The 21,212-nt window shown below is 66.1% G+C and carries 20 protein-coding genes; 14 read left to right on the forward strand and 6 right to left on the reverse strand.

Annotated features, from left to right (window positions below):
• Positions 1-239: 239 nt before the first annotated feature.
• Together ACZ1H8_RS20830 and eno are read right to left on the reverse strand one after the other, a co-directional pair.
• Entirely contained in the window at positions 240-557 is a 318-nt protein-coding gene (locus tag ACZ1H8_RS20830) for an FtsB family cell division protein (protein ID WP_465179126.1), read from the reverse strand.
• Positions 558-613: 56 nt separating this feature from the next.
• Positions 614-1,888 (reverse strand): phosphopyruvate hydratase, encoded by a 1,275-nt coding sequence (gene eno / locus ACZ1H8_RS20835; protein WP_465179127.1) that lies wholly within the window; start codon positions 1,886-1,888, stop codon positions 614-616.
• Between the two features lie 115 nt (positions 1,889-2,003).
• Between eno and ACZ1H8_RS20840 the strand changes: the two genes are divergently transcribed.
• The 5 genes from ACZ1H8_RS20840 to ACZ1H8_RS20860 all read left to right on the forward strand — a co-directional run bounded on the left by ACZ1H8_RS20840 (position 2,004) and on the right by ACZ1H8_RS20860 (position 4,023).
• Positions 2,004-2,609 (forward strand): hypothetical protein, encoded by a 606-nt coding sequence (locus tag ACZ1H8_RS20840; protein ID WP_465179128.1) that lies wholly within the window; start codon positions 2,004-2,006, stop codon positions 2,607-2,609.
• 13 nt (positions 2,610-2,622) lie between these two features.
• On the forward strand, positions 2,623-2,973 hold the full coding sequence (locus ACZ1H8_RS20845; RefSeq protein ID WP_465179129.1) for a phage holin family protein: 351 nt from the start codon (positions 2,623-2,625) through the stop codon (positions 2,971-2,973).
• On the forward strand, positions 2,970-3,278 hold the full coding sequence (locus ACZ1H8_RS20850; RefSeq protein WP_465179130.1) for a DUF3618 domain-containing protein: 309 nt from the start codon (positions 2,970-2,972) through the stop codon (positions 3,276-3,278). Before ACZ1H8_RS20845 ends, ACZ1H8_RS20850 begins: the two co-directional genes overlap by 4 nt.
• A 33-nt stretch (positions 3,279-3,311) precedes the next feature.
• A complete protein-coding gene (locus ACZ1H8_RS20855) occupies positions 3,312-3,638 on the forward strand; it encodes a hypothetical protein (protein ID WP_465179131.1) in 327 nt (108 codons plus the stop codon).
• 172 nt (positions 3,639-3,810) lie between these two features.
• Positions 3,811-4,023 carry a DUF4170 domain-containing protein gene (locus ACZ1H8_RS20860; RefSeq protein WP_465179132.1) on the forward strand — a complete coding sequence of 71 codons (213 nt, stop codon included), beginning with the start codon at positions 3,811-3,813 and terminating at the stop codon, positions 4,021-4,023.
• A gap of 252 nt (positions 4,024-4,275) precedes the next feature.
• Here the strand turns inward: ACZ1H8_RS20860 and greA are convergent, their stop codons facing one another.
• From greA to carA, 4 genes are all read right to left on the reverse strand, one after another.
• Positions 4,276-4,752 carry a transcription elongation factor GreA gene (gene greA / locus ACZ1H8_RS20865; protein ID WP_465179133.1) on the reverse strand — a complete coding sequence of 159 codons (477 nt, stop codon included), beginning with the start codon at positions 4,750-4,752 and terminating at the stop codon, positions 4,276-4,278.
• A gap of 228 nt (positions 4,753-4,980) precedes the next feature.
• Positions 4,981-8,307 (reverse strand): carbamoyl-phosphate synthase large subunit, encoded by a 3,327-nt coding sequence (gene carB, locus ACZ1H8_RS20870; protein ID WP_465179134.1) that lies wholly within the window; start codon positions 8,305-8,307, stop codon positions 4,981-4,983.
• On the reverse strand, positions 8,307-8,441 hold the full coding sequence (locus ACZ1H8_RS20875; RefSeq protein ID WP_465179135.1) for a hypothetical protein: 135 nt from the start codon (positions 8,439-8,441) through the stop codon (positions 8,307-8,309). Before ACZ1H8_RS20875 ends, carB begins: the two co-directional genes overlap by 1 nt.
• Entirely contained in the window at positions 8,438-9,601 is a 1,164-nt protein-coding gene (carA, locus tag ACZ1H8_RS20880; protein ID WP_465179137.1) for a glutamine-hydrolyzing carbamoyl-phosphate synthase small subunit, read from the reverse strand. The genes ACZ1H8_RS20875 and carA overlap by 4 nt, the downstream gene beginning before the upstream one ends.
• A gap of 143 nt (positions 9,602-9,744) precedes the next feature.
• Here carA and ACZ1H8_RS20885 point away from each other — a divergent pair, with 143 nt between their 5' ends.
• The 9 genes from ACZ1H8_RS20885 to ACZ1H8_RS20925 all read left to right on the forward strand — a co-directional run bounded on the left by ACZ1H8_RS20885 (position 9,745) and on the right by ACZ1H8_RS20925 (position 21,158).
• Entirely contained in the window at positions 9,745-10,197 is a 453-nt protein-coding gene (locus ACZ1H8_RS20885; RefSeq protein WP_465179139.1) for a GatB/YqeY domain-containing protein, read from the forward strand.
• Between the two features lie 54 nt (positions 10,198-10,251).
• The gene (locus tag ACZ1H8_RS20890; RefSeq protein ID WP_465179141.1) at positions 10,252-10,683 is read left to right on the forward strand and encodes an endonuclease domain-containing protein; all 432 of its coding nucleotides are present in this window, start codon (positions 10,252-10,254) and stop codon (positions 10,681-10,683) included.
• Positions 10,680-12,563: a DNA primase gene (gene dnaG, locus ACZ1H8_RS20895; protein WP_465179143.1), complete on the forward strand. Its 1,884-nt coding sequence runs from the start codon at positions 10,680-10,682 to the stop codon at positions 12,561-12,563. The genes ACZ1H8_RS20890 and dnaG overlap by 4 nt, the downstream gene beginning before the upstream one ends.
• 43 nt (positions 12,564-12,606) lie before the next feature.
• Entirely contained in the window at positions 12,607-14,637 is a 2,031-nt protein-coding gene (rpoD, locus tag ACZ1H8_RS20900; protein ID WP_465179145.1) for an RNA polymerase sigma factor RpoD, read from the forward strand.
• A gap of 631 nt (positions 14,638-15,268) precedes the next feature.
• The gene (locus tag ACZ1H8_RS20905; RefSeq protein WP_465179147.1) at positions 15,269-15,892 is read left to right on the forward strand and encodes a DUF6975 family protein; all 624 of its coding nucleotides are present in this window, start codon (positions 15,269-15,271) and stop codon (positions 15,890-15,892) included.
• 81 nt (positions 15,893-15,973) lie between these two features.
• Positions 15,974-16,825: an AAA family ATPase gene (locus ACZ1H8_RS20910; protein WP_465179149.1), complete on the forward strand. Its 852-nt coding sequence runs from the start codon at positions 15,974-15,976 to the stop codon at positions 16,823-16,825.
• A 42-nt stretch (positions 16,826-16,867) separates the two neighbouring features.
• The gene (locus ACZ1H8_RS20915) at positions 16,868-18,046 is read left to right on the forward strand and encodes a vWA domain-containing protein (protein ID WP_465179151.1); all 1,179 of its coding nucleotides are present in this window, start codon (positions 16,868-16,870) and stop codon (positions 18,044-18,046) included.
• 34 nt (positions 18,047-18,080) lie between these two features.
• The gene (locus ACZ1H8_RS20920) at positions 18,081-18,758 is read left to right on the forward strand and encodes a hypothetical protein (protein ID WP_465179153.1); all 678 of its coding nucleotides are present in this window, start codon (positions 18,081-18,083) and stop codon (positions 18,756-18,758) included.
• Between the two features lie 93 nt (positions 18,759-18,851).
• The gene (locus ACZ1H8_RS20925) at positions 18,852-21,158 is read left to right on the forward strand and encodes a coiled-coil domain-containing protein (RefSeq protein ID WP_465179155.1); all 2,307 of its coding nucleotides are present in this window, start codon (positions 18,852-18,854) and stop codon (positions 21,156-21,158) included.
• Positions 21,159-21,212: the final 54 nt, after the last annotated feature.

A 21,212-nucleotide genomic window follows, 5' to 3' on the forward strand; every position in this document is an offset into this window, starting at 1 on the left:
CGTCCGCACCTCACCGCCGTCATACCAGCCGAAGTGCCGGCATCTACTGGGCGGCAAATTCCGGAGGCGCGATGTGGCGCGATGTCCGCATCCAGCGCTGCTGGACACCAGTTGCGGCAACCGATGAGCCGGGATGGAGGATCGGTGGACCCCGGCACTCCGGCCGGGGTGACGCGGTTTCTTGGGTAAGCGCCTCCCTACCGACACCGTCGCGGGAAAGCGTACCTGAGCGCCCTGGCCTATTTCAGCTTGACGACGACCTCGTCGGAGCGGGCGGCGCCGAGTTGCTTGCGCAGCAGTTCCTCGACCAGGTCGGGATCGGCGCCCTTCTGGGGGTCGAGCAGGTTGACGCGGTTGCGCAGTTCGGCGCGCTTCTTGTCAAGCTGCTGATATTCGGCGGTGCGCGTGCCGACTTCCTGCGACACGTCCTTCATGGCGATGATGCCGTTCGGGCCGAGCACGGCATTGTAGCCGAAGAAGCCCATGATGACGATCGCCACCGCGGGCAGGCCCGCGCTGCGGAGGATGTTACGGAAACGGCCGGTTTGACGCCCCATGGCTTGATTCTTCGCTCAATTGAGAAGGTTAATCAAGCCATGAGGCGCTGCCCAAATCACTTCAGGATCGATTTTCCGGCATAGACCGCCGCATCGCCCAGTTCTTCCTCGATACGGATGAGCTGGTTGTACTTGGCAAGCCGGTCCGAGCGGGCCAGCGAGCCGGTCTTGATCTGACCGCAGTTGGTGGCAACCGCCAGGTCGGCGATGGTCGCATCCTCGGTCTCGCCCGAACGGTGCGACATGACCGCGGTATAGGACGAGCGCTGCGCCAGGCTGACCGCCTCGAGCGTCTCGGTCAGCGATCCGATCTGGTTGACCTTGACCAGCAGCGAGTTGGCCAGGCCGCGACCGATGCCGTCGGCCAGGCGCTTCGGGTTGGTCACGAACAGGTCGTCGCCGACCAGCTGGACCTTGCCGCCGATACGGTCGGTCAGGATCTTCCAGCCTTCGAAATCATCCTCGCTCATGCCGTCCTCGATCGAGAAGATCGGGTAGCGGGCGCACAGATCGGCGAGGAATTCGGCATTCTCCGCCGGGGTGAAGGTCCTGCCCTCGCCGGTCATGCGATAGGCGCCGTCCTTGAAATATTCGGTCGCGGCGCAATCGAGCGCGAGCATGACGTCGTCGCCGGGCTTGTAGCCGGCGGCCTCGATCGAGCTCATGATGAAGTCGAGCGCATCCGTGGTCGAGGCGAGCGCCGGGGCGAAGCCGCCCTCATCGCCGACCGACGTGGCCAACCCTTTTTCCGACAGCTTCTTCTTGAGCGTGTGGAAGATCTCCGAGCCGCAGCGGACCGCCTCTGCAATGCTCGCGGCGCCGACGGGGACGACCATGAACTCCTGGATGTCGATCGGATTGTCGGCATGCTCGCCACCGTTGATGATGTTCATCATCGGCACCGGCAGGACATGCGCGTTGACGCCGCCGACATAGCGATAGAGCGGCAGGCCGCGGGCATCGGCGGCCGCCTTGGCCACCGCCAGGCTGACGCCCAGGATCGCGTTCGCGCCCAGTCGGCCCTTGTTGGCGGTGCCGTCGAGCTCGATCATCGTGCGGTCGACATCGGCCTGGTCCTCGGCATCGAGGCCGAGCACCGCGTCGGCGATCTCGTCATTGACCGCCTCGACCGCCTTGGTGACGCCCTTGCCCATCCAGCGCGACGTGTCGCCGTCGCGCTTTTCGACCGCTTCGTGCGCGCCGGTCGAGGCACCCGAGGGGACTGCGGCGCGGCCGAAACTGCCATCCTCGAGCATCACGTCGACCTCGACGGTGGGGTTGCCGCGGCTGTCGAGAATCTGGCGGGCGTGGATGTCGATGATTGCGGTCACGTAATGGTCTCCCTAGGTAAGGGCTGATGCCTTGCGGGCGTGCCTCTAGCCACTTGCAAGGGAACTCGCAAACGCTGGCGCGGTTGTTCGGCATGAAACAAGGAAGGGCTTCGGCATGGCTGACCAGAACACGATCAACCCGGGCGATGTGAGCTTCGACGCGGATCCCGCTCTCGAGACCCGGACCACCGGCGGTACCGATGCGGGCGTGGCATTCGATGCGGACGAGTCAATCGGCGAGACCAAGCGTACCGCGACGCAGACGATCAAGGACGAAGCGAGCAAGCTGGGCGCCAAGGCGGCCGACAAGGCGCGCAGCTTCGCCAGCGAGAACAAGGACAAGGCGACCGGCGCCCTCGACGAGGTCGCCAAGCTGGTCCAGCAGGCGGCGAACGACGTCGACGAGCGGCTGGGCGAACAATATGGCCGCTATGCCCGCTCGGCAGCGGACGGGATCACCCGCTTCTCCGACGGCATCCGCGGCAAGGAAGTCGACGACCTGATCGCCGACGCGTCGGACTTCGTGAAGAAGAGCCCGGTCATCGCGGTCAGCGCGGCCGCGGCCGTCGGCTTCGTGCTGGCGCGCCTGGTCAAGTCGGGCATCGACGCGGCATCCGACCTGGCCGATCCCGAGCCTAAGGACGGGACGACCACCAAGGTGCCGGAGCCGACCACGGGCGACGAACTGGGCGGAGCCAGCGGCGCCGGCGTACAGGCATAAGGGCGGCATAGGCATGCCCGAACTGAAGCCGACGCCCCCGGGCGAGGAAGGCCTGGGCGAGCTGTTCGGTCGGCTGGTCGAGGATGCCAAGGCAGTCGGGACTGCCGAGATCGCCTATTACCGGGCGCTCGCCCAGTCGCGGCTGGACGATGTCCGGGCCAGCCTGTGGATGGGTGCGGCGGCGGCCACGCTGATGATGGCCGCCTTCGTCGCGCTGTCGGTCGGGCTGGTGCTCACGCTGATCCCGCTGGTCGGGCCGGGCTTCGCCACGTTGATCGTGGTCGGCGTCTGCGGCGGTGCGGCCTATCTGATGGGCAGGCTGGCGTGGCGCCACGTCAAGCGGGTGATGGGGCTGTTCCGATGACCAATGTCGAACTGGCGGAGGCACGCGCCAAGGCCGCGCGCGAGCGGCTGACGAAGACGATCAACCAGCTCCAGTATCGGCTGAAACCGTCGACCCTGGCGCAGGGCGCGATCGACAATGCCACCGAAAGCGCCAAGTCGGTCGCACTGAAGGGCGCGGCCGAGGTTCGCGCGCGTCCGGTTGCCGCTGCAGCGGTTGCGGGTGCGGTCGGCCTGTTCCTGTCGCGCGGCTGGATCAGCCGCGCACTCACGAAGCGAAAGAAAGCCGCGGACACGCGTGAAACCGATGCCTCGCAGGCGGGTTGACGCTGAAACGGCGCATTCGAAAGGACGAAGACGATGACGAACGAGACCGGTCGAAAGAACAGGAGCGTGAGCGACCTGGCGGCGCAGAACCCGCTGGCGCTGGTCGCGGGCGGCGCCGCACTGGGCGTGATCGCCGGCGCGCTGCTGCCGCGCACCGAAAAAGAGCGCGAGGTGCTTGCCCCCGTCGGACAGCGGATCGCGCAGCGCACCAGCGACACGATCACCGCAGCCAAGGAAGCGGGCCGCGCCGAGATCGAGGCGCTGATCCCCAATCGCGAATCGACCAAGGAGAAGGTCAGCCAGCTGATCGGCAACGTGATCGACGCATCGAAGCACAAGGGCGACGCGCGCCAGGTCTGACCCGGCCGGGCCGAACGGCCCCCGATCCGTATCAAAGGGAAAAGGCGCGGCGCGATCCGCGCCTTTTTCATGTCCGGCGCTCATAACCGCGAAGGCAATGCGCCTGGGGACTTGAGCCCCCTGCCCCAGCCGTTAAGGGAGGGGCGAAATTTCCATCCCCGGAAGGCATTCCATGAGCAAGCTCCACCTCGTTTTCGGCGGTCGCGTGAAGGACCCCCAGGCGCTCGATTTCCAGGATCCGTCGAAGCTCGATATCGTCGGCATCTTCCCCGACTATGCCGAGGCCGAAAAGGCTTGGCGCGGCGCGGCGCAGCGCACCGTCGACGATGCCGAGATGCGCTATGTCGTCGTGCACCTGCATCGCCTGCTCGAGCCCGAGGCCTGAAGTCGCCTGCGCTGCAGGCGCAGAGTAATATTTGCGCGCAGAGACGCGGAGACGCAGAGAGCTAGTCCGGAGACCCGCCGGAGCCGGCCTGCTCAGGCAGACAAAACGGCTGCCGCAGGCACATCCTCTCCGCGCCTCTGCGTCTCTGCGCGAATTAAGATTCCCGCAGGCCGAGCGAATGACGACCGGCTGCCCGCAAACGAAAACGGAGCGCAGGCAGGTGCCGGCGCTCCGTTTGCGAACGGGTCGAGATCAGATGAACTCGATCTTCGACACCAGATAATAGCGGTCGCCGGCCGGGACCGAAACCTCGACATCCTCGTCGACCTTGCGGCCGATCAGCGCACGGCCGAGCGGGGAGTTGTACGAGATGCGGCCCTTGCTGGCATCCGCTTCGGTCTCACTCACGATCTGGTAGCGAATCGGCTTGTCGTCCTCGTCGAGCAGCGTGACGGTCGCGCCGAACACGATGCGGTCGCCCGACAGCTCGCGCGGATCGATGATCTGCGCGCGGCTCAGCTTGCCTTCGATATCGGCGAGTGACGCCTCGATCTGGCCCTGGCGCTCCTTGGCAGCGTGATATTCGGCATTTTCCGAAAGATCGCCGTGCGCGCGCGCTTCCTCGATCGCGTCCACGATCAACGGCCGTTCGGCTTTCAGGCGTTTCAGCTCCTCGCTGAGCTTTTCATAGCCTTCCGCCAGCATCGGCAGCTTATCGACCGTGGCCATTACACATCGTCCTTCGTCAATACGTCTCTCCCAAGCGTCCCATGAAACGAGACGCCCGCACACCAAGATAAGTTGGGGGGAGCCAAATTGTGCGTTTGCGAATGATAAGCCTGCGAAACGGGCTTCGCAAGGGTCGCGCACACAAGTCCCGGGCGCCCCGCCCGGCTAACCGGACGGAGCGACTGGAGAATTTGCCATGCCGCGTGCCCGGCAGCCCGGACAGCGGGGTTACCGGTCCGCGTAATAGGATTGGAGCGGACGCACGCCCAGGCTTTCGCGGCCCAGCGCCTCGATCGCCTGCGCCGCGGCGATACTTGCCTGCGCGGTGGTGAAATAGGGGATCTTCAGGTTCAGCGCCGAGCGTCGGATGTCGGACGAATCCTTCAGCGACTGCCAGCCTTCGGTGGTGTTGAAGATGATCGCCACCTCGCCATCGACGATCCGGTCGACGATGTGCGGCCGGCCCTGCGCCACCTTGTTGACCTCGGCGACCTCCAGCCCGTGCTCGCGCAGATAGGCCGCGGTGCCGCTGGTCGCGATGATCGAGAAGCCCATCGACGCCATCAGCTGGACGCCGGGCAGGATCACGGTCTTGTCGGTGTCCTTGACGCTGACGAACAGCGTGCCTGACGACGGCAGCACGGTCCCTGCCCCCAGCTGCGCCTTGGCGAAGCTGGTCGCGAAATCGCGATCGATTCCCATGACTTCGCCAGTCGACTTCATTTCCGGGCTGAGCACCGGATCGACGCCGGGGAAGCGATTGAACGGGAATACCGCCTCCTTGACCGCGATATAATCGATGTCTCGATCGATCCTGGGCAGGTCCTTCAGCTTCTCGCCAGCCATCACCCGGCTGGCGATCTTGGCGATGGGTACGCCAATCGCCTTGGCGACGAACGGGACCGTCCGGCTGGCGCGCGGATTGACCTCGATCAGATAGACCAGGCCGTCCTTCACCGCGAACTGGATGTTCATCAGCCCCTTGACGCTCAGCGCGTGGGCCAGCGCCTCGGTCTGGCGCTCGATCTCGGCGATGATCTCGGCCGGCAGGCTGTAGGGCGGGATCGAGCAGGCGCTGTCGCCCGAATGGACGCCGGCTTCCTCGATATGCTGCAGCACGCCCGCGACCACGACGTCATCGCCGTCGCAGATCGCGTCGACATCGACCTCGACCGCATCGCGCAGATACTGATCGATCAGCACCGGCGAGTCGCCCGACACCTGGACTGCGGTCTGGATATAGTCGTCGAGCTGCTGGACGCCGTCGACGATCTCCATCGCGCGGCCGCCCAGAACGTAGCTGGGCCGCATGAGCACGGGATAGCCGATGCGCTCGGCCACCGCGACCGCCTCGTCGCGGCTGCGGGCGATGCCGTTGGCCGGCTGGCGCAGGCCGAGCTTGGCGATGAGCGCGGCGAAACGCTCGCGATCCTCGGCCAGGTCGATCGCATCGGGGCTGGTGCCCAGGATCGGGATTCCCGCCTCTTCCAGCGCACGCGCGAGGTTCAGCGGGGTCTGGCCGCCAAACTGGACGATCACGCCGGCAAGCTCGCCGCGCGACTGTTCGACATGCAGGATTTCCAGCACGTCCTCAGCGGTCAGCGGCTCGAAATAGAGGCGGTCCGAGGTGTCATAGTCGGTGCTCACCGTCTCCGGATTGCAGTTGACCATGATCGTCTCATAGCCGGCATCCGCCAGCGAGAAGCAGGCATGGCAGCAGCAATAGTCGAACTCGATCCCCTGACCGATGCGGTTGGGACCGCCGCCCAGGATCACCACCTTGCGGCGGTCCGACGGCATCGCCTCGTTCTCGGGCTCGCCGAAGAAGGGCGCCTCGTAGGTCGAGTACATGTACGGCGTGCGCGCGTCGAACTCGGCGGCGCAGGTGTCGATCCGCTTGAACACCGGACGCACGCCCAGCTTGTGGCGATGCGCGCGGACATCGGCCTCGGTCGCGGCGCCGGTCATCGCGCGGACGACCTCGCCGATCAGGCCCGAGCTGCGCGCCATCGCCTCGCTGCCGCTGCGCATGTTGGCGGACTGGAGCGCCAGCCAGGCCAGACGCTTGTCGCTGAAGCCCATCGCCTTCAGGCGGCGCATGCCGGCTGCGTCCTGCGGCAGGCCGTCCTTGCAGACCTGCTGCTCGGCGGCGACGATCTCACCGATGCGTGCCAGGAACCAGGGGTCGTAGCTGGTGAACTGGTGGACCTCCGCCTCGGTGAAGCCCTCGCGCAATGCCTGCGCGGCGATCAGCAGGCGATCGGGCGAGCGGACCGACAGCGCCGCCTCGATCTCGGCGCGCGGCGCACCGGCGAGGCGATCGACATTGTTGAAGCCGACGAGCCCGGTTTCCAGCCCGCGCAGCGCCTTCTGCATGGACTCGTGGATGTTGCGACCGATCGCCATGACCTCGCCGACCGACTTCATCGCGGTGCCGAGCGTCGCCTCGGCGCCCTTGAACTTCTCGAAGGCGAAGCGCGGGATCTTGGTCACGACGTAATCGATCGTCGGCTCGAAACTGGCCGGGGTCGCGCCGGTAATGTCGTTGGTGATCTCGTCCAGCGTATAGCCGACCGCCAGCTTGGCCGCGACCTTGGCGATCGGGAAGCCGGTCGCCTTGGATGCCAGCGCCGAAGAGCGGCTGACGCGCGGGTTCATCTCGATGACAACCAGGCGCCCATCCTTCGGATTGACTGCGAACTGAACGTTCGAACCGCCTGTTTCCACGCCGATTTCGCGCAGCACCGCAATGCTGGCGTTGCGCATGATCTGATATTCCTTGTCGGTCAGCGTCAGCGCGGGCGCGACCGTGATCGAGTCGCCGGTGTGGGTGCCCATGGCGTCCACATTCTCGATCGAGCAGATGATGATGGCATTGTCCGCACGGTCGCGGACCACCTCCATCTCATATTCCTTCCAGCCGAGCAGCGATTCCTCGATCAGCACCTCGGTGGTCGGCGACAAGTCGAGACCGTTGCGGACGATCCCGATGAATTCCTCGCGATTATAGGCAATGCCGCCGCCCGACCCGCCCATTGTGAAGCTGGGGCGGATGATCGCCGGCAGTCCGACCGTCTCCAGCGCCGCCAGCGCCTCGGCCTCGGTATGAGCGATGGCGGACCGGGCGCTTTCCAGCCCGATCTTGGTCATCGCTTCCTTGAACTTCTGGCGGTCCTCGGCCTTGTCGATCGCCTCGGCATCGGCGCCGATCATGACGCAGCCGAACTTCTCCAGCGTGCCGTCATTCGCCAGCGCCAGCGCGGTGTTCAGCGCGGTCTGCCCCCCCATCGTCGGCAGCACCGCATCGGGGCGCTCCTTCTCGATGATCTTCGCCACGATCGCCGGGGTGATCGGCTCGACATAGGTCGCATCGGCCAGCTCGGGATCGGTCATGATCGTCGCCGGGTTCGAATTGACCAGGACGATGCGATAGCCCTCTTCCTTCAGCGCCTTGATCGCCTGCGTGCCCGAATAGTCGAACTCGCATGCCTGGCCGATGACGATGGGCCCCGCGCCGATGACGAGGATGGAGGAGATGTCGGTGCGTTTTGGCATCAGTTGGCGCTCTCGCGATACAGGCGGACATGAAGCGGCGTACTGAACGACGCCTGGCAAATGTCTGAATTCAAATACGAAATGGTTACGGCATCGGTGCCCAGGCCCATCGGGTCGAGCAGCGTGATCCTCACCGCATCATCCCGACGAAGCGCTCGAACAGGTAGAAGCTGTCCTGCGGGCCGGGGCTCGCCTCCGGATGGTACTGGACGCTGAACGCCGGGCGGTCGGTCAGCTCGAAGCCGCAATTGGAGCCGTCGAACAGCGAGACATGCGTCTCGCGGGCATTGGCCGGCAGCGTCGCGGTCTCGACCGCGAAGCCGTGATTCATGCTGGTGATCTCGACCGTGCCGTCGGACAGGCGCTTGACCGGATGGTTGGCGCCGCGGTGCCCCTGGAACATCTTGGTCGTGCGGGCGCCGACCGCGAGGCCGAGCAGCTGATGACCAAGACAGATCCCGAACAGCGGCTTGCCGGTGTCGAGGAGCTCGCGGATGACCGGAACGGCATAGTCGCCGGTCGCGGCGGGATCGCCCGGACCGTTGGACAGGAAGATGCCGTCCGGATCGAACGAGAGGACCTGCTCGGCGGTCGCGGTTGCCGGCAGCACGGTCACCTTGGCGCCGGCCTGGACGAGGTTGCGGAAGATATTGCGCTTCGAGCCGTAATCGATCGCGACGACATGCGGGCGGTCGTCCTGCGCGGCGCCGCCATCATAGCCGAAGCCCAGCCGCCACACGCCGCCTTCCCAGCCGAAATGCGTCTTGCAGCTGACGGTGATCGCCAGGTCCATGCCCTCCAGCCCCGGCCAGTCGCGCGCCATCTGCAGCAGCAGCGGAATGTCGAACTCGCCGGTCGGCGAATGGGCGATGACGCCGTTGGGCGCGCCGTCCATGCGGATGCGGCGGGTCAGCGCGCGGGTGTCGATCCCGGCCAGCCCGATCCGGTCGTGCTTCTTCATCCATGCATCCAGCCGCTCGGTGCTGCGGAAGTTGGACGGGTCGGTCACGTCCTCGCGGACGATCATGCCCAGCGCATGGGGATCGTCGGCCTCGATATCCTCGGGGTTCGCGCCGACATTGCCGATATGCGGAAAGGTGAAGTTGATGATCTGACCGGCGAAGCTGGGATCGGTCATGATCTCCTGATAGCCGGTCATCGCGGTGTGGAAGCAGACCTCGCCGACGGCCTGGCCTTCGGCCCCGAACCCTCGTCCGAACACCACGTCTCCACTCGCAAGCACCAGGATTCCGGTCGCTCCAGCGGGCACGGACATGGGTTTGGCTTCGGCCATTGAGGGGTGGCGCTCCAGTTAGAATTGCGGCGATGTCGCTAAGGCCCGCCCGCTAGACCCCCTGCCCCCGCCCGTCAACCGGTTCACGCACCGCCGCGCTTCGTCTATCGTGCTTCGCTTTCCGACTATCGACAGAGAGACGCATGATTCGCGACGACATCAAGGCCGCGCTGGTGACCGCCATGAAGGCAGGCGAGAAGCAGGACGTGGCCGCCATCCGCCTGATCCAGAGCGCGATCAAGAATCGCGATATCGAGGCGCGCACCGGCAAGGCGCCCGACGACGACGACGCCCTGGTGGTCGAGGTTCTGCAGAAGATGGTGAAGCAGCGCCGCGAATCGATCGACATGTACGAAAAGGGCGGCCGCGCCGAACTGGCCGCGGCCGAGGCTGCCGAAGTCGCGGTGATCGAACGCTTCCTGCCGCAGCAGATGAGCGAGGACGAGACCCGCGCCGCGATCGAGGCGATCAAGGCGGAACTGGGCGCGGGCGGCATGAAGGACATGGGCCGGGTAATGGCCGAACTGAAGGCGCGCCACGCGACGACGCTGGACATGAGCAAGGCGAGCAGCCTGGTGAAGGCGGCGTTGGGGTGAGCCATGGATGACGCCGATCCTCTCCCCCTCCCGCATGCGGGAGGGGGTCGGGGGGTGGGCCCCCGCTATCGGCTTGGCCGGCCGACCGAGCGGGCGCGCGAGCTTCGCAACAATCCGACTGCGGCCGAGGAGTTGCTGTGGTCGCGACTGCGAAAGTCGCAACTGGGTGGACTGAAATTCAGCCGCCAGATGCCGATTGCCGGGCATTTCGCCGACTTCGCATGCCGGAGCGTGAAGCTGGTCGTCGAACTCGATGGCAGCCAGCATGGCGACATGTCCGATGGGGATGCCGAACGGACGCGGCGCATCGAGGCTCTAGGCTACAAGGTGATTCGGTTCTGGAATAATGATTTGACGACGAATATGGCCGGGGTGCTTGAGGCGATCCTGGCGGCCGCGCGGGTTGATGATCGCGGCGTTGCGTTTGAGGGCGATCGGGTGCCCACCCCCCAGCCCCCTCCCGCAAGCGGGAGGGGGAGTCGGTGAGCCTCACTCCCCAATTCCTCGACGAGCTTCGCTCGCGCACCCTGCTCTCCAGCCTCATCGGCAAGTCGGTGAAGCTGCAGAAGGCGGGGCGGGAGTTTCGTGCCTGTTGTCCGTTCCACAACGAGAAGACGCCCAGCTTCTACGTCAACGACGACAAGGGCTTTTACCACTGCTTCGGGTGCAGCGCGCATGGCGATGCGATCCGATGGCTGACCGATCAGCGCGGCCTGCCCTTCATCGATGCGGTGAAGGAGCTGGTGCAGGCGGCGGGCATGGAGATGCCCGAGCAGGACCGGCATTCGGCGGAGAAGGCGGAGCGGGCCAAGGGACTGCACGAGGCGATGGCGGATGCTGCCGCCTGGTTCACCGAGAAGCTGAACGGGATCGAGGGCAGCGAGGCGCGCGCGGTGCTGGAGCGCCGCGGGATCCGTGCCGAGACCGCGCGCGACTTCGGCATGGGCTTCGCACCCGATTCGCGCGGCAAGCTGAAGGATGCGCTGAAGGCCTATGGCGATCCGGTGCTCGTCGAGGCGGGGCTGCTGATCTCGGTCGAGAACAAGGAGCCGTACGACCGGTTCCGCGGCCGGTTGATGATCCCGATCCGCGACGCCCGCGGGCGGACGATCGCGTTCGGCGGACGCGTGATCGGCGAGGGCGAGCCAAAATATCTCAACTCGCCCGACACCCCGCTCTTCGACAAGGGGCGCACGCTCTACAATCTCGATCGGGCCCAGGCAGCGGCGCGCAAGGCCGGCCGGGTGATTGCGGTCGAGGGCTATATGGACGTCATCGCCCTGGCCCAGGCGGGGTTCGCCGAGGCGGTCGCGCCGCTGGGGACCGCGCTGACCGAACATCAGCTCGAACGGCTGTGGCGAATGGCCGACATTCCGCTGCTGTGCTTCGACGGCGACAGCGCCGGGCAGAAGGCGGCGATCCGCGCGGCGCACCGGGCGCTGCCGATGCTGCAGGCTGGCCAGAGCCTGGCCTTCGTCACTCTGCCCGACGGGATGGATCCCGACGATCTGGTGCGCAGCCGCGGCCGTCAGGCGTTCGAGGCGCTGCTGGGCGAACCCCAGGGGCTGGCAGATCGGATCTGGGCGCACGAGCTGGCCGCCGAGCCGGTCGATACGCCCGAGCGGCGTGCGGGCTTGAAGAAGCGGCTGATGGCGCTCGCCAAGTCGATCGGCGACCCGGACGTGCGCGACGAATATATTGCCGAGTTCCGCAACCGCGCCGATGCGCTGTTCGCGCCGCCGCAGCGCGAGTTCCGCCCGCGCCAGGGCGGCGGCGGGACTTCGGGCGGCACCCGCGGCAGCTTCCGTGCCGGCAAGTGGCAACCGCCCGAGCCGCCACCCTCCGACCGCGCGCGCAGCGTCCATGCCGGCGGGCTCGACCCGATCCTGGCCCGCGCGGTGCTGGCCGGTCTGATCCGCCACCCCGCCGAAATCGCCCGGCATATGGAGGTGTTGGGCAGCCTTCGGTCCGCCTCTGGCGCGCTGGGCAAATTGTTCGAAGCGGTGATCAACGTGGCGCTGGAGGACCGGCAACTTGATAGCGCGCGCATCCTCACCATATTGGCGCGGTCCGGATTCGATCAGGTGGCTGTCGATCTGTTGAGGGCCGATACGCTGCCCTTCTCGTTCACGAGGCCGCAGGTGGCGGATGAAGTCCGGGCGCGCGAGGATCTGAAGGAAGCGATCGAGGTGATGGTGACGCAACCCATGGTGGATGCGGCCCTGGCGCAGGCAACCTCAGTGGTTGCCGAGCATTTCACCGAGGATGCGTTCGCCCGCCAGGTGTCCCTGTTGCAGCAGCGACAGGAGCTCCAGGCGCGGCTTGCAAATCTGATGCTTGCGGATGAAGAGGAATTTGACGATTAGGCGGCAGTTAAAATAGCCGCCATCCGATTTTCGAGGATTTTAGATGGCGAAGGCGAACATGGCGGACGCGGATACCGGTGAGACGGGCGACGCGCCGCTGATCGATCTGAACGAAGGCTCGATCAAGAAGCTGGTCGCACGCGCGAAGAAGCGCGGCTATATTACGGTCGACCAGCTCAACGAGATGCTCCCGCAGGACCAGATGACCTCGGAGCAGATCGAGGACGTCATGTCGGCGCTCAACGACATGGGCGTCAACGTCGTCGAGAATGAGGAAGCTGGCGAAGACGGCGAGCAGGAGGAAGATTCGGCGGACGAAGCCGAGTCGACCGATTCGAACGACGATTCGGCCCCCGCCTTCGAGACTGCGAAGAAGAAGGAAACGGTCGACCGCACCGATGACCCGGTGCGCATGTACCTGCGCGAGATGGGCGCGGTCGAGCTGCTGTCGCGCGAGGGCGAGATCGCCATCGCCAAGCGGATCGAGGCCGGTCGCGACACGATGATCCTGGGCCTGTGCGAGAGCCCGATCACCTTCAACGCGATCATCGCCTGGTCGACCGCCCTCAACGAAGGCACGATGCAGCTGCGCGAGATCCTGGATCTCGACGCCATGCTGTCGAAGGATCCCGCCCCGGAAGCGCTGTCGGAAGACGGCGAGGACGATGACGGCGAGATCAGCGAGAAGAATGCCGGCCCCTCGTTCAAGGAAGAGGACGAGCCCGAGGAGGAATCCGCCGACGGCGACGAGGATTCGATGACCGAACGGCGCACCCCGCGCCCGTCGGACGACGAGGAGGAGGACAATACCCTCAGCCTCGCGCAGATGGAGGAGACGCTCAAGCCGCAGGCGCTGGAGAAGTTCGCCAACATCACGTCGGTCTACAAGAAATTCTCGAAGATCCAGCAGCAGCGGCTCGATTCGATGGCCGCCGGCGGCGAACTGCCCTCGGCCGAGGAGCGCAAGTACCACAAGCTGCGCGAGGAGCTGACCGCCGAAGTCGAGTCGGTCCAGTTCCATCAGGCGAAGATCGAGTATCTCGTCGACCAGCTGTACAGCTTCAACCGCCGCCTGACTGCGCTGGCGGGGCAGATGCTGCGCCTGGCCGAGCGCCACAAGGTGAGCCGCAAGGACTTTCTCGACCGCTATATCAACCATGAGCTGGACGAGAGCTTCCTGACCACGGTCGCCGGCATCGACAAGAAGTGGCGCGCATTCGTCGAGAACGAGTCCGAAGCGGTCGATCGCATCCGCGCCGAGATTTCGGAGATCAGCCAGCAGACCGGCATGGCGCTGATCGAGTTCCGCCGCATCGTGAACATGGTGCAGAAGGGCGAGCGCGAGGCGCGCATCGCGAAGAAGGAGATGGTCGAGGCAAATCTGCGCCTCGTGATCTCGATCGCGAAGAAGTATACGAACCGCGGGCTGCAGTTCCTGGATCTCATCCAGGAGGGCAATATCGGCCTGATGAAGGCGGTCGACAAGTTCGAGTATCGCCGCGGCTACAAGTTCTCGACCTATGCGACCTGGTGGATTCGCCAGGCGATCACCCGCTCGATCGCCGACCAGGCGCGCACGATCCGCATCCCGGTCCACATGATCGAGACGATCAACAAGCTGGTGCGCACCAGCCGCCAGTTCCTCCACGAGCAGGGTCGCGAGCCCACGCCGGAGGAAATGGCCGAGCGGCTGAGCATGCCGCTCGAGAAGGTGCGCAAGGTGATGAAGATCGCCAAGGAGCCGATCAGCCTCGAGACGCCGATCGGCGACGAGGAGGATTCGCACCTGGGCGATTTCATCGAGGACAAGAATGCGGTCATCCCGGTGGATGCGGCGATCCAGGCGAACCTGAAGGAAACGGTTACCCGCGTCCTGGCCAGCCTGACCCCACGCGAGGAACGCGTGCTGCGCATGCGCTTCGGCATCGGCATGAACACCGACCACACGCTGGAGGAAGTCGGCCAGCAATTCTCGGTCACGCGCGAGCGTATCCGCCAGATCGAGGCAAAGGCGCTGCGCAAGCTCAAGCACCCGAGCCGCAGCCGCAAGATGCGCTCGTTCCTCGACCAGTAAGGAACAGGTTCGGTTCAGCGAAACGCCGGTCTGAGCAAGGCTCCGGCCGGCGTTTTCGTATGTGGCAAGCGTCGGCGCAAATCCGCGACACCCGCCCCCTGCCCCTCCCTTCCGGGCACGGGCTATCGCATCTCGATGTTCCGCGCGGATCTATCGGCACATCCGTGTTCCGGCGAAGGCCGGAACCCAGTTGGGAAACCCTTCCGGGTCTCACGAAACCTCGTGGTCAGCGCGACTGGGCTCCGGCCTACGCCGGAGCACATGGCCAGTCTGAGCCAAATGCGATTGCCCTGCTTCCAAGGAGGTGAGCCTGACCCACCCGGAACAAGCCGGATTCCCTCCGAGGAAGGGGGATGGGGTGGGTCGGCCGACGGCCGGACGAGTCAGCGACAACCGAGCGCGCCGCGGTCAGCACCCATACGGCCGCCCCGACGATTGCGATCAGGGCCATGATCCTCTTTAGCATCTGCCCCGCCGGACATGGTCAACGGCCCGCTAACCATGTCCTTAGGGGGTTCGGTATCACCCCGTGGCGCATGGTTGCGTCGCGCCCGCAGCGGCGCAACGCCGAGCTGATACCCGAGGACCTATGCCGCTTGCTTCCTTCCAGATCGCCAAGCCTGGCGGCGCCATGGAGTCGCTGGATACGCTGACCATTTCGGACGGTGTCGCGGGCCATCGCTGGTACCTGGCTCTGCTCGCCAATCCCGAGCCCGGCCGCGACCTTGCCGATGCGGCGCATTATCTCTGTCAGCTTCACGGCGCCTATCCCGGCGTGATCGATCATGCGGTCCGTCAGGCGCGCGACGACATCGAGCGCAGCTGGCTGGAAAGCGCCGCGCGCGCCTTTGCCGAGGAACGCGAGCTGCTGGTGCGACTGGCCGCCGCGGCCGGATCTGCGCCCAGCACCCCGGGCCAGGCAGCGTGCGAGGCCGCGGCCCATCAGCAACGCTATGCCATCGCGACGCTTGCCCAGTCGGCGCGAGCCGGATGTGCGACCGGCGCGGCGCTCGCACTCGCGCTGGACTGGCGCGCGATCCGCGATCTGTTCGAGGTCGGCGTCGCCAGACTTGGCCTGGCGGCGTCGCCATGCGCTCTGCCTCCGCCGGAGGAGACGGCGACGGTGGTCGCCACATTGATCGCGCACCCGGGGATCGAGCGTGCGATGCTGTTCGGGGCGCAGCAGCTGTTCGCCCAGCATCGCGGCCTGTTCGACCTTCTCGAGGCTCGCGCGGGCGCTCGCGCCGCGCTCTGACCCCGTCGGGCGCGCTCGCCGCCCCTTGCCACCCCCCACTCCTTCCCTTTACGCATCGCAACAGGTTTCAAAGGACCACCGATGCGCTTCGAAGGCACTCAGAGTTACGTCGCGACCGATGACCTGAAGGTTGCGGTCAATGCAGCGGTCACGTTGCGCCGCCCGTTGCTGGTCAAGGGCGAGCCCGGCACTGGCAAGACCGTCCTCGCCTATGAGATCGCCAAGGCGGTCGGCGCGCCGCTGATCGAATGGAACGTCAAGTCGACGACCAAGGCGCAGCAGGGCCTGTACGAATATGATGCGGTCGCCCGGCTGCGCGACGGCCAGCTGGGCGAGGCCCGGGTCCACGACATCGCCAACTATATCCGCAAGGGCAAATTGTGGGAGGCGTTCGAGGCGCCCGAGCTGCCCGTGCTGCTGATCGACGAGATCGACAAGGCCGACATCGAATTCCCCAACGACCTGTTGCAGGAACTCGATCGCATGGAATTCCATGTCTACGAGACCGGCCAGACCGTGCGCGCGAAGGAGCGGCCGATCGTCGTCATTACCTCGAACAACGAGAAGGAACTGCCCGACGCGTTCCTGCGCCGCTGCTTCTTCCACTATATCAAATTCCCCGATCGCGAGACGATGCAGGCGATCATCGATGTCCATTTCCCCGGTATCCAGAAGCTGCTGGTCAGCCGGGCGATGGATATCTTCTACGACCTGCGCGAGGTGCCGGGGCTGAAGAAAAAGCCGTCGACCAGCGAGCTGCTCGACTGGCTGAAGCTGCTGCTGCACGAGGACATGCCGCTCGACGTCCTCCAAAATCGCGACCCGACCAAGGCGATCCCGCCGCTCCACGGCGCGCTGCTGAAGAACGAGCAGGACGTGATGCTGTTCGAACGCCTCGCCTTCATGGCCCGGCGCCAGCAGAACAAGGGCTGAGCATGTCGCGCGGCCACGCCCCGGAACGCTGGTGCTGAACGCATGTTCTTTTCCTTTCTCGACGAGCTACGCGCCGCTGGCATCCAAGCCAGTCTGAAGGAGCATCTGATGCTGCTCGAGGCGCTGGACCGCGACGTGATCGAGCATACGCCCGAGGCATTCTACTTCCTGGCCCGCGCCACCTTCGTGAAGGACGAGGGGCTGCTCGACAGGTTCGATCAGGTCTTCGCCAAGGTCTTCAAGGGCGTCGCCTCGACCTATGGGGTCGCACCGGCGGAGATTCCGGAGGAGTGGCTGAAGGCGATCGCCGAGAAATATCTCAGCCCCGAGGAGATGGCGAAGATCGAGTCGCTGGGCAGCTGGGACGAGATCATGGAGACGCTGAAGAAGCGGCTCGAGGAACAGCAGGGCCGGCATCAGGGGGGCAACAAGTGGATCGGGACGGGCGGCACCTCCCCCTATGGCAATGGCGGCTATAATCCCGAGGGCGTGCGGATCGGCGGCGAGAGCCGGCACAAGCGCGCGCTGAAGGTCTGGGAGGGGCGCGAGTTCCGCAACCTCGACAACACGCGCGAACTCGGCACGCGCAACATCAAGGTCGCGCTGCGCCGCCTGCGCCGCTTCGCGCGCGAAGGCGCGGCCGACGAGCTCGACCTGGACGCCACGATCGAGGGAACCGCGCGCCAGGGCTGGCTCGACATCCGCATGCGGCCCGAGCGGCACAATGCGGTCAAGCTGCTGCTGTTCCTCGATGTCGGCGGATCGATGGATCCGTTCATCAAGCTGTGCGAGGAACTGTTCTCGGCAGCCACGACCGAGTTCAAGAATCTCGAATTTTTCTACTTCCACAACTGCCTGTACGAAGGCGTGTGGAAGGACAATGTGCGCCGCTTCACCGATCGCACCCCGACCTGGGACGTGCTCCACAAATATGGCCATGACTATAAGGTGATCTTCGTCGGCGACGCGGCGATGAGCCCCTATGAGATCAGCCATCCGGGCGGATCGGTCGAGCATTTCAACGAGGAGGCAGGCGGCGTGTGGATGCAGCGGGTGGTGAACACCTATCCGGCCTGTGTCTGGCTCAACCCCATCCCCGAGACCCAATGGGGCTATTCGCAGTCGACGCGGATCCTGCGTGAACTGATGCACGACCGCATGTACCCGTTGACGCTGGACGGGCTGGACGACGCGATGCGCGAGTTGAGCCGCAAGCGCTGATGCCCGAACGCGACAGCGACCGGCGCCGCACGCGATGATCCTGTCGCGTCGTCACGGCTTCATCCTCGTGCGCGGGCGCAAGGTAGCCGGGACCAGCGTCGAAACGGCATTGTCCACGCTGTGCGGTCCCGACGACATTGCCAGCCCGATGGTGCCCGCCGACGAGCTTCGGCGTCAGGCGATGGGCGGCTTTTGCGGCAATTATTCCGACGATCCGGCGTTCGAACAGGCCTATCTCCAGCTGGTCCGCCAGGGGCGTGCCGGCCTGTCGCGCCCGCCCGCCCGGTACAAGGCGCATATGCCGCTGGCGGCGATCGAGGCCGAGTTCGGTCCGGTCGACGGGTTTCGCGTGATCGGGATCGAGCGCGATCCCTATGCCCGTGTCATCTCGGCGCTGGGCGGGGTCGAAAACCTGGCGGGCCGGCTCGATGCAGCCGCGGACGATTTCCTGCCGCAGCTGCGCAGCGTCTGGCGCTATCGCAATCGCGCCGGAGAGCTGGTCGCGACCGCGCTGCGCTACGAGCGGCTGCAGGCCGATCTCGATGCGTTTCTGGGCGAGCTTGGCCTGGCACCGATCCTCCTGCCCCATGCCAAGCCCGGCATCATGTCCAATCGCATCGATCCGACGCAAGTCTTCCGCCGCGACCAGATCGACCGGATCAACCGGATCCTTGCGGAGGAGTTCGAATTCGGCGGCTATCCGATGCGATGAAGCGATGGTGTGCGGTCCTCGCACAGGACGATTAACGCTTTTTCGCCGTCCGCCGGGAGTTGGACCGGCTGCGAAATATGGTAAACCGGCCTCATGACAGGGGCCAATCGCATCCATCCCATCGCGTCCACCGTTCAGGTCGCCGAAACTCCGCAGCGTCACGAGGCGGCGGCGACCGCCAGCGCGCCCCAAGAGGAACCGACTTACTTGCAGGAAGCCTGGGAAGAAGAGGACGTCGAACGCTCGTTCGGCTGGGTCGCCCCGACGATCGCCATCCTGACGACGATCGCCTGGTTCGCGGGCATGGCCTGGTTGCTGCGCGACAGCCTGGGCGCCGCGCTGACGGCGCCGCAGATCGTCCAGCTGATCGCCGCGCTGTGCGTGCCGCCCGCCTTGATCGGCATCCTTTACCTGCTCGCGATGCGCAGCAGCACCGCCGAGGCGCGCCGCTTCGGCAACAGCGCGCGAGCGATGCGCGCCGAGGCGGCGAGCCTCGAACGCGTCGTCGGGACGCTGTCGCGCCGGATCGAAGAGAACCGCGCTGAGCTGGCGCGCCAGACGACCGCGCTGATGGCGATGGGCGAGGCCGCGACCGACCGGATGGGCAGCCTGGCCAACGACATGAGCCAGCAGTCGCGGATCGTCGATGCCGCGACCCGATCGCTGCACGACACGGTGGCCGAAGCCGAGAAGAGCGTCGGCATCGTGCTCGCCTCGCTGCCCAAGGCCAATTCCGAAATGCAGGGCATGGCGTCCCGGGTCGAGGCCGCGGGTCTTATGGCCAGCGAGCGTGCCGCAGCACTGGATACCCAGCTGACCGCCCTGTCCGAGCGCGGTCGCGAGGCCGATGCCGTGGCGGGCGGCGCGGCCGACCGTCTGGCCGCACATATCGCGCGGATGGAAGCGAGCACCCACACCGCCGGCCTCCGGCTGGAACAGGTTACCGACACCATGTCGGCGGCGGTCGACATGATGCTCGACCGCGCCGCCCATGCGGTCGACGAGGCGCGCCGCGGGATCGCCGCGCAAGGAGAAGCGATGCTGGCGATGCTCGAGGCCAATCAGGCGTCGCTTGACCGGGTCAGCAAGGACAGCGCCGAGGCGCTTGCCCAGCGCATCCGGATCATCGACGCGGCGATCGACCGCATCTCCACCCGGCTGGGCGAGGAGCGCGGCCGGGGCGAAGCGCTGTTCGACACGCTGTCGCACGGCACGCAACGCGCGGACCGCGAACTCGACATGCTCCACGAGCTGGGCATGGAGCGTACCCGTGCGCTCGCCGATCAGGTCGAGACGCTGGGCACCGCGTTCGAGACGACCAGCGCGTCCATCCGCGGCGGCGACGCGGTCGCCCGTGAGGTCATCGCAACCTCCGAGACGCTGCTGACCGCGCTCGATGCCGCCGCGCGCGAGATCGACGAGACGCTGCCGGCGGCGCTCGAGCGCCTCGACAATCGCATTCAGGTCAGCCGCGGCGTGATCGCGGAGAGCAAGCCCGAATTGCTGGCCTTGGTCTCGGCGGCGGAGCATACGCAGGACGCGATCGAGGCGATTGCCGAGGTCGTCCGGCAGCAGCGCGACACGCTGGCCAAGACCCAGGTCCAGCTGCTGGAAACACTGTCCGACGGGCGTGAACGGGCGGATGCGCTGGAATCGATCGTCGACGATACCGTCTCTACCGCGCGGCGCTTTGCCGCCGAGGCAGCGCCGCAGCTGATCGAGACGCTGCTGCGCGTGCGCGAGACGTCGGCCCAGGCGGCCGAACACGCCCGCGCCACGCTCGCCAGCATCGTGCCCGAGGCCGAAGCGGCGCTGGAGCAGGCCGGCGAGGCCGCGCTGCACCGCGCCGTGGGCGGCCCGATCCGGCATCAGCTCACGGAACTGGCCGAGACCACCGAGGCGGCGGTCACCGCAACCACTCGCGCCTCCGAGCGCCTTACCCAGCAGATGCTGGCGCTGGCCGAGACCACGGCCCAGATCGATCGCCAGATCGAGCGGGCGCGCAGCGAGCATGAGAAGCAGGATGGCGACAATTTCGCCCGCCGCGTCACGCTGCTGATCGAGGCGCTGAACTCGGCCTCGATCGACATCACCAAGCGCTTCTCGACCGAAGTGAGCGACAGCGCCTGGTCGGCCTATCTGAAGGGCGATCGCGGCGTGTTCACCCGTCGCGCCGTTCGGATCCTGGACGGCGGCGAAACGCGCGAGGTCGCGAAGCTTTACGGCGAGGATCCGGAGTTCCGGGACAACGTCAACCGCTACATCCACGATTTCGAGGCGATGCTGCGCCAGATCCTGGCGCTGCGCGACGGGTCGTCGATGGGCGTGACTTTGCTGTCGTCGGACATGGGCAAGCTCTACGTCGCGCTCGCTCAGGCGATCGAGCGGCTGCGCGGCTGATCGATCGAATGGGCGGCCGGCACCTTCGGTCCCATCACGCAACGTGTTCCGGCG

Source organism: Sphingomonas sp. BL-S-25 (assembly GCF_055521555.1).

What these genes read in the sequence shown, in the direction of transcription:
- ACZ1H8_RS20860 (WP_465179132.1), top strand. Translation starts at nt 3,811, where the DNA reads ATGAGCAAGCTCCACCTCGTTTTCGGCGGTCGCGTGAAGGACCCCCAG.
- ACZ1H8_RS20830 (WP_465179126.1), bottom strand. Translation starts at nt 557, where the DNA reads ATGGGGCGTCAAACCGGCCGTTTCCGTAACATCCTCCGCAGCGCGGGC.
- rpoD (WP_465179145.1), top strand. Translation starts at nt 12,607, where the DNA reads ATGGCGAAGGCGAACATGGCGGACGCGGATACCGGTGAGACGGGCGAC.
- ACZ1H8_RS20855 (WP_465179131.1), top strand. Translation starts at nt 3,312, where the DNA reads ATGACGAACGAGACCGGTCGAAAGAACAGGAGCGTGAGCGACCTGGCG.
- ACZ1H8_RS20850 (WP_465179130.1), top strand. Translation starts at nt 2,970, where the DNA reads ATGACCAATGTCGAACTGGCGGAGGCACGCGCCAAGGCCGCGCGCGAG.
- ACZ1H8_RS20915 (WP_465179151.1), top strand. Translation starts at nt 16,868, where the DNA reads ATGTTCTTTTCCTTTCTCGACGAGCTACGCGCCGCTGGCATCCAAGCC.
- ACZ1H8_RS20885 (WP_465179139.1), top strand. Translation starts at nt 9,745, where the DNA reads ATGATTCGCGACGACATCAAGGCCGCGCTGGTGACCGCCATGAAGGCA.
- ACZ1H8_RS20925 (WP_465179155.1), top strand. Translation starts at nt 18,852, where the DNA reads ATGACAGGGGCCAATCGCATCCATCCCATCGCGTCCACCGTTCAGGTC.
- greA (WP_465179133.1), bottom strand. Translation starts at nt 4,752, where the DNA reads ATGGCCACGGTCGATAAGCTGCCGATGCTGGCGGAAGGCTATGAAAAG.
- ACZ1H8_RS20905 (WP_465179147.1), top strand. Translation starts at nt 15,269, where the DNA reads ATGGAGTCGCTGGATACGCTGACCATTTCGGACGGTGTCGCGGGCCAT.
- ACZ1H8_RS20910 (WP_465179149.1), top strand. Translation starts at nt 15,974, where the DNA reads ATGCGCTTCGAAGGCACTCAGAGTTACGTCGCGACCGATGACCTGAAG.
- ACZ1H8_RS20920 (WP_465179153.1), top strand. Translation starts at nt 18,081, where the DNA reads ATGATCCTGTCGCGTCGTCACGGCTTCATCCTCGTGCGCGGGCGCAAG.
- carB (WP_465179134.1), bottom strand. Translation starts at nt 8,307, where the DNA reads ATGCCAAAACGCACCGACATCTCCTCCATCCTCGTCATCGGCGCGGGG.
- carA (WP_465179137.1), bottom strand. Translation starts at nt 9,601, where the DNA reads ATGGCCGAAGCCAAACCCATGTCCGTGCCCGCTGGAGCGACCGGAATC.
- ACZ1H8_RS20845 (WP_465179129.1), top strand. Translation starts at nt 2,623, where the DNA reads ATGCCCGAACTGAAGCCGACGCCCCCGGGCGAGGAAGGCCTGGGCGAG.
- ACZ1H8_RS20840 (WP_465179128.1), top strand. Translation starts at nt 2,004, where the DNA reads ATGGCTGACCAGAACACGATCAACCCGGGCGATGTGAGCTTCGACGCG.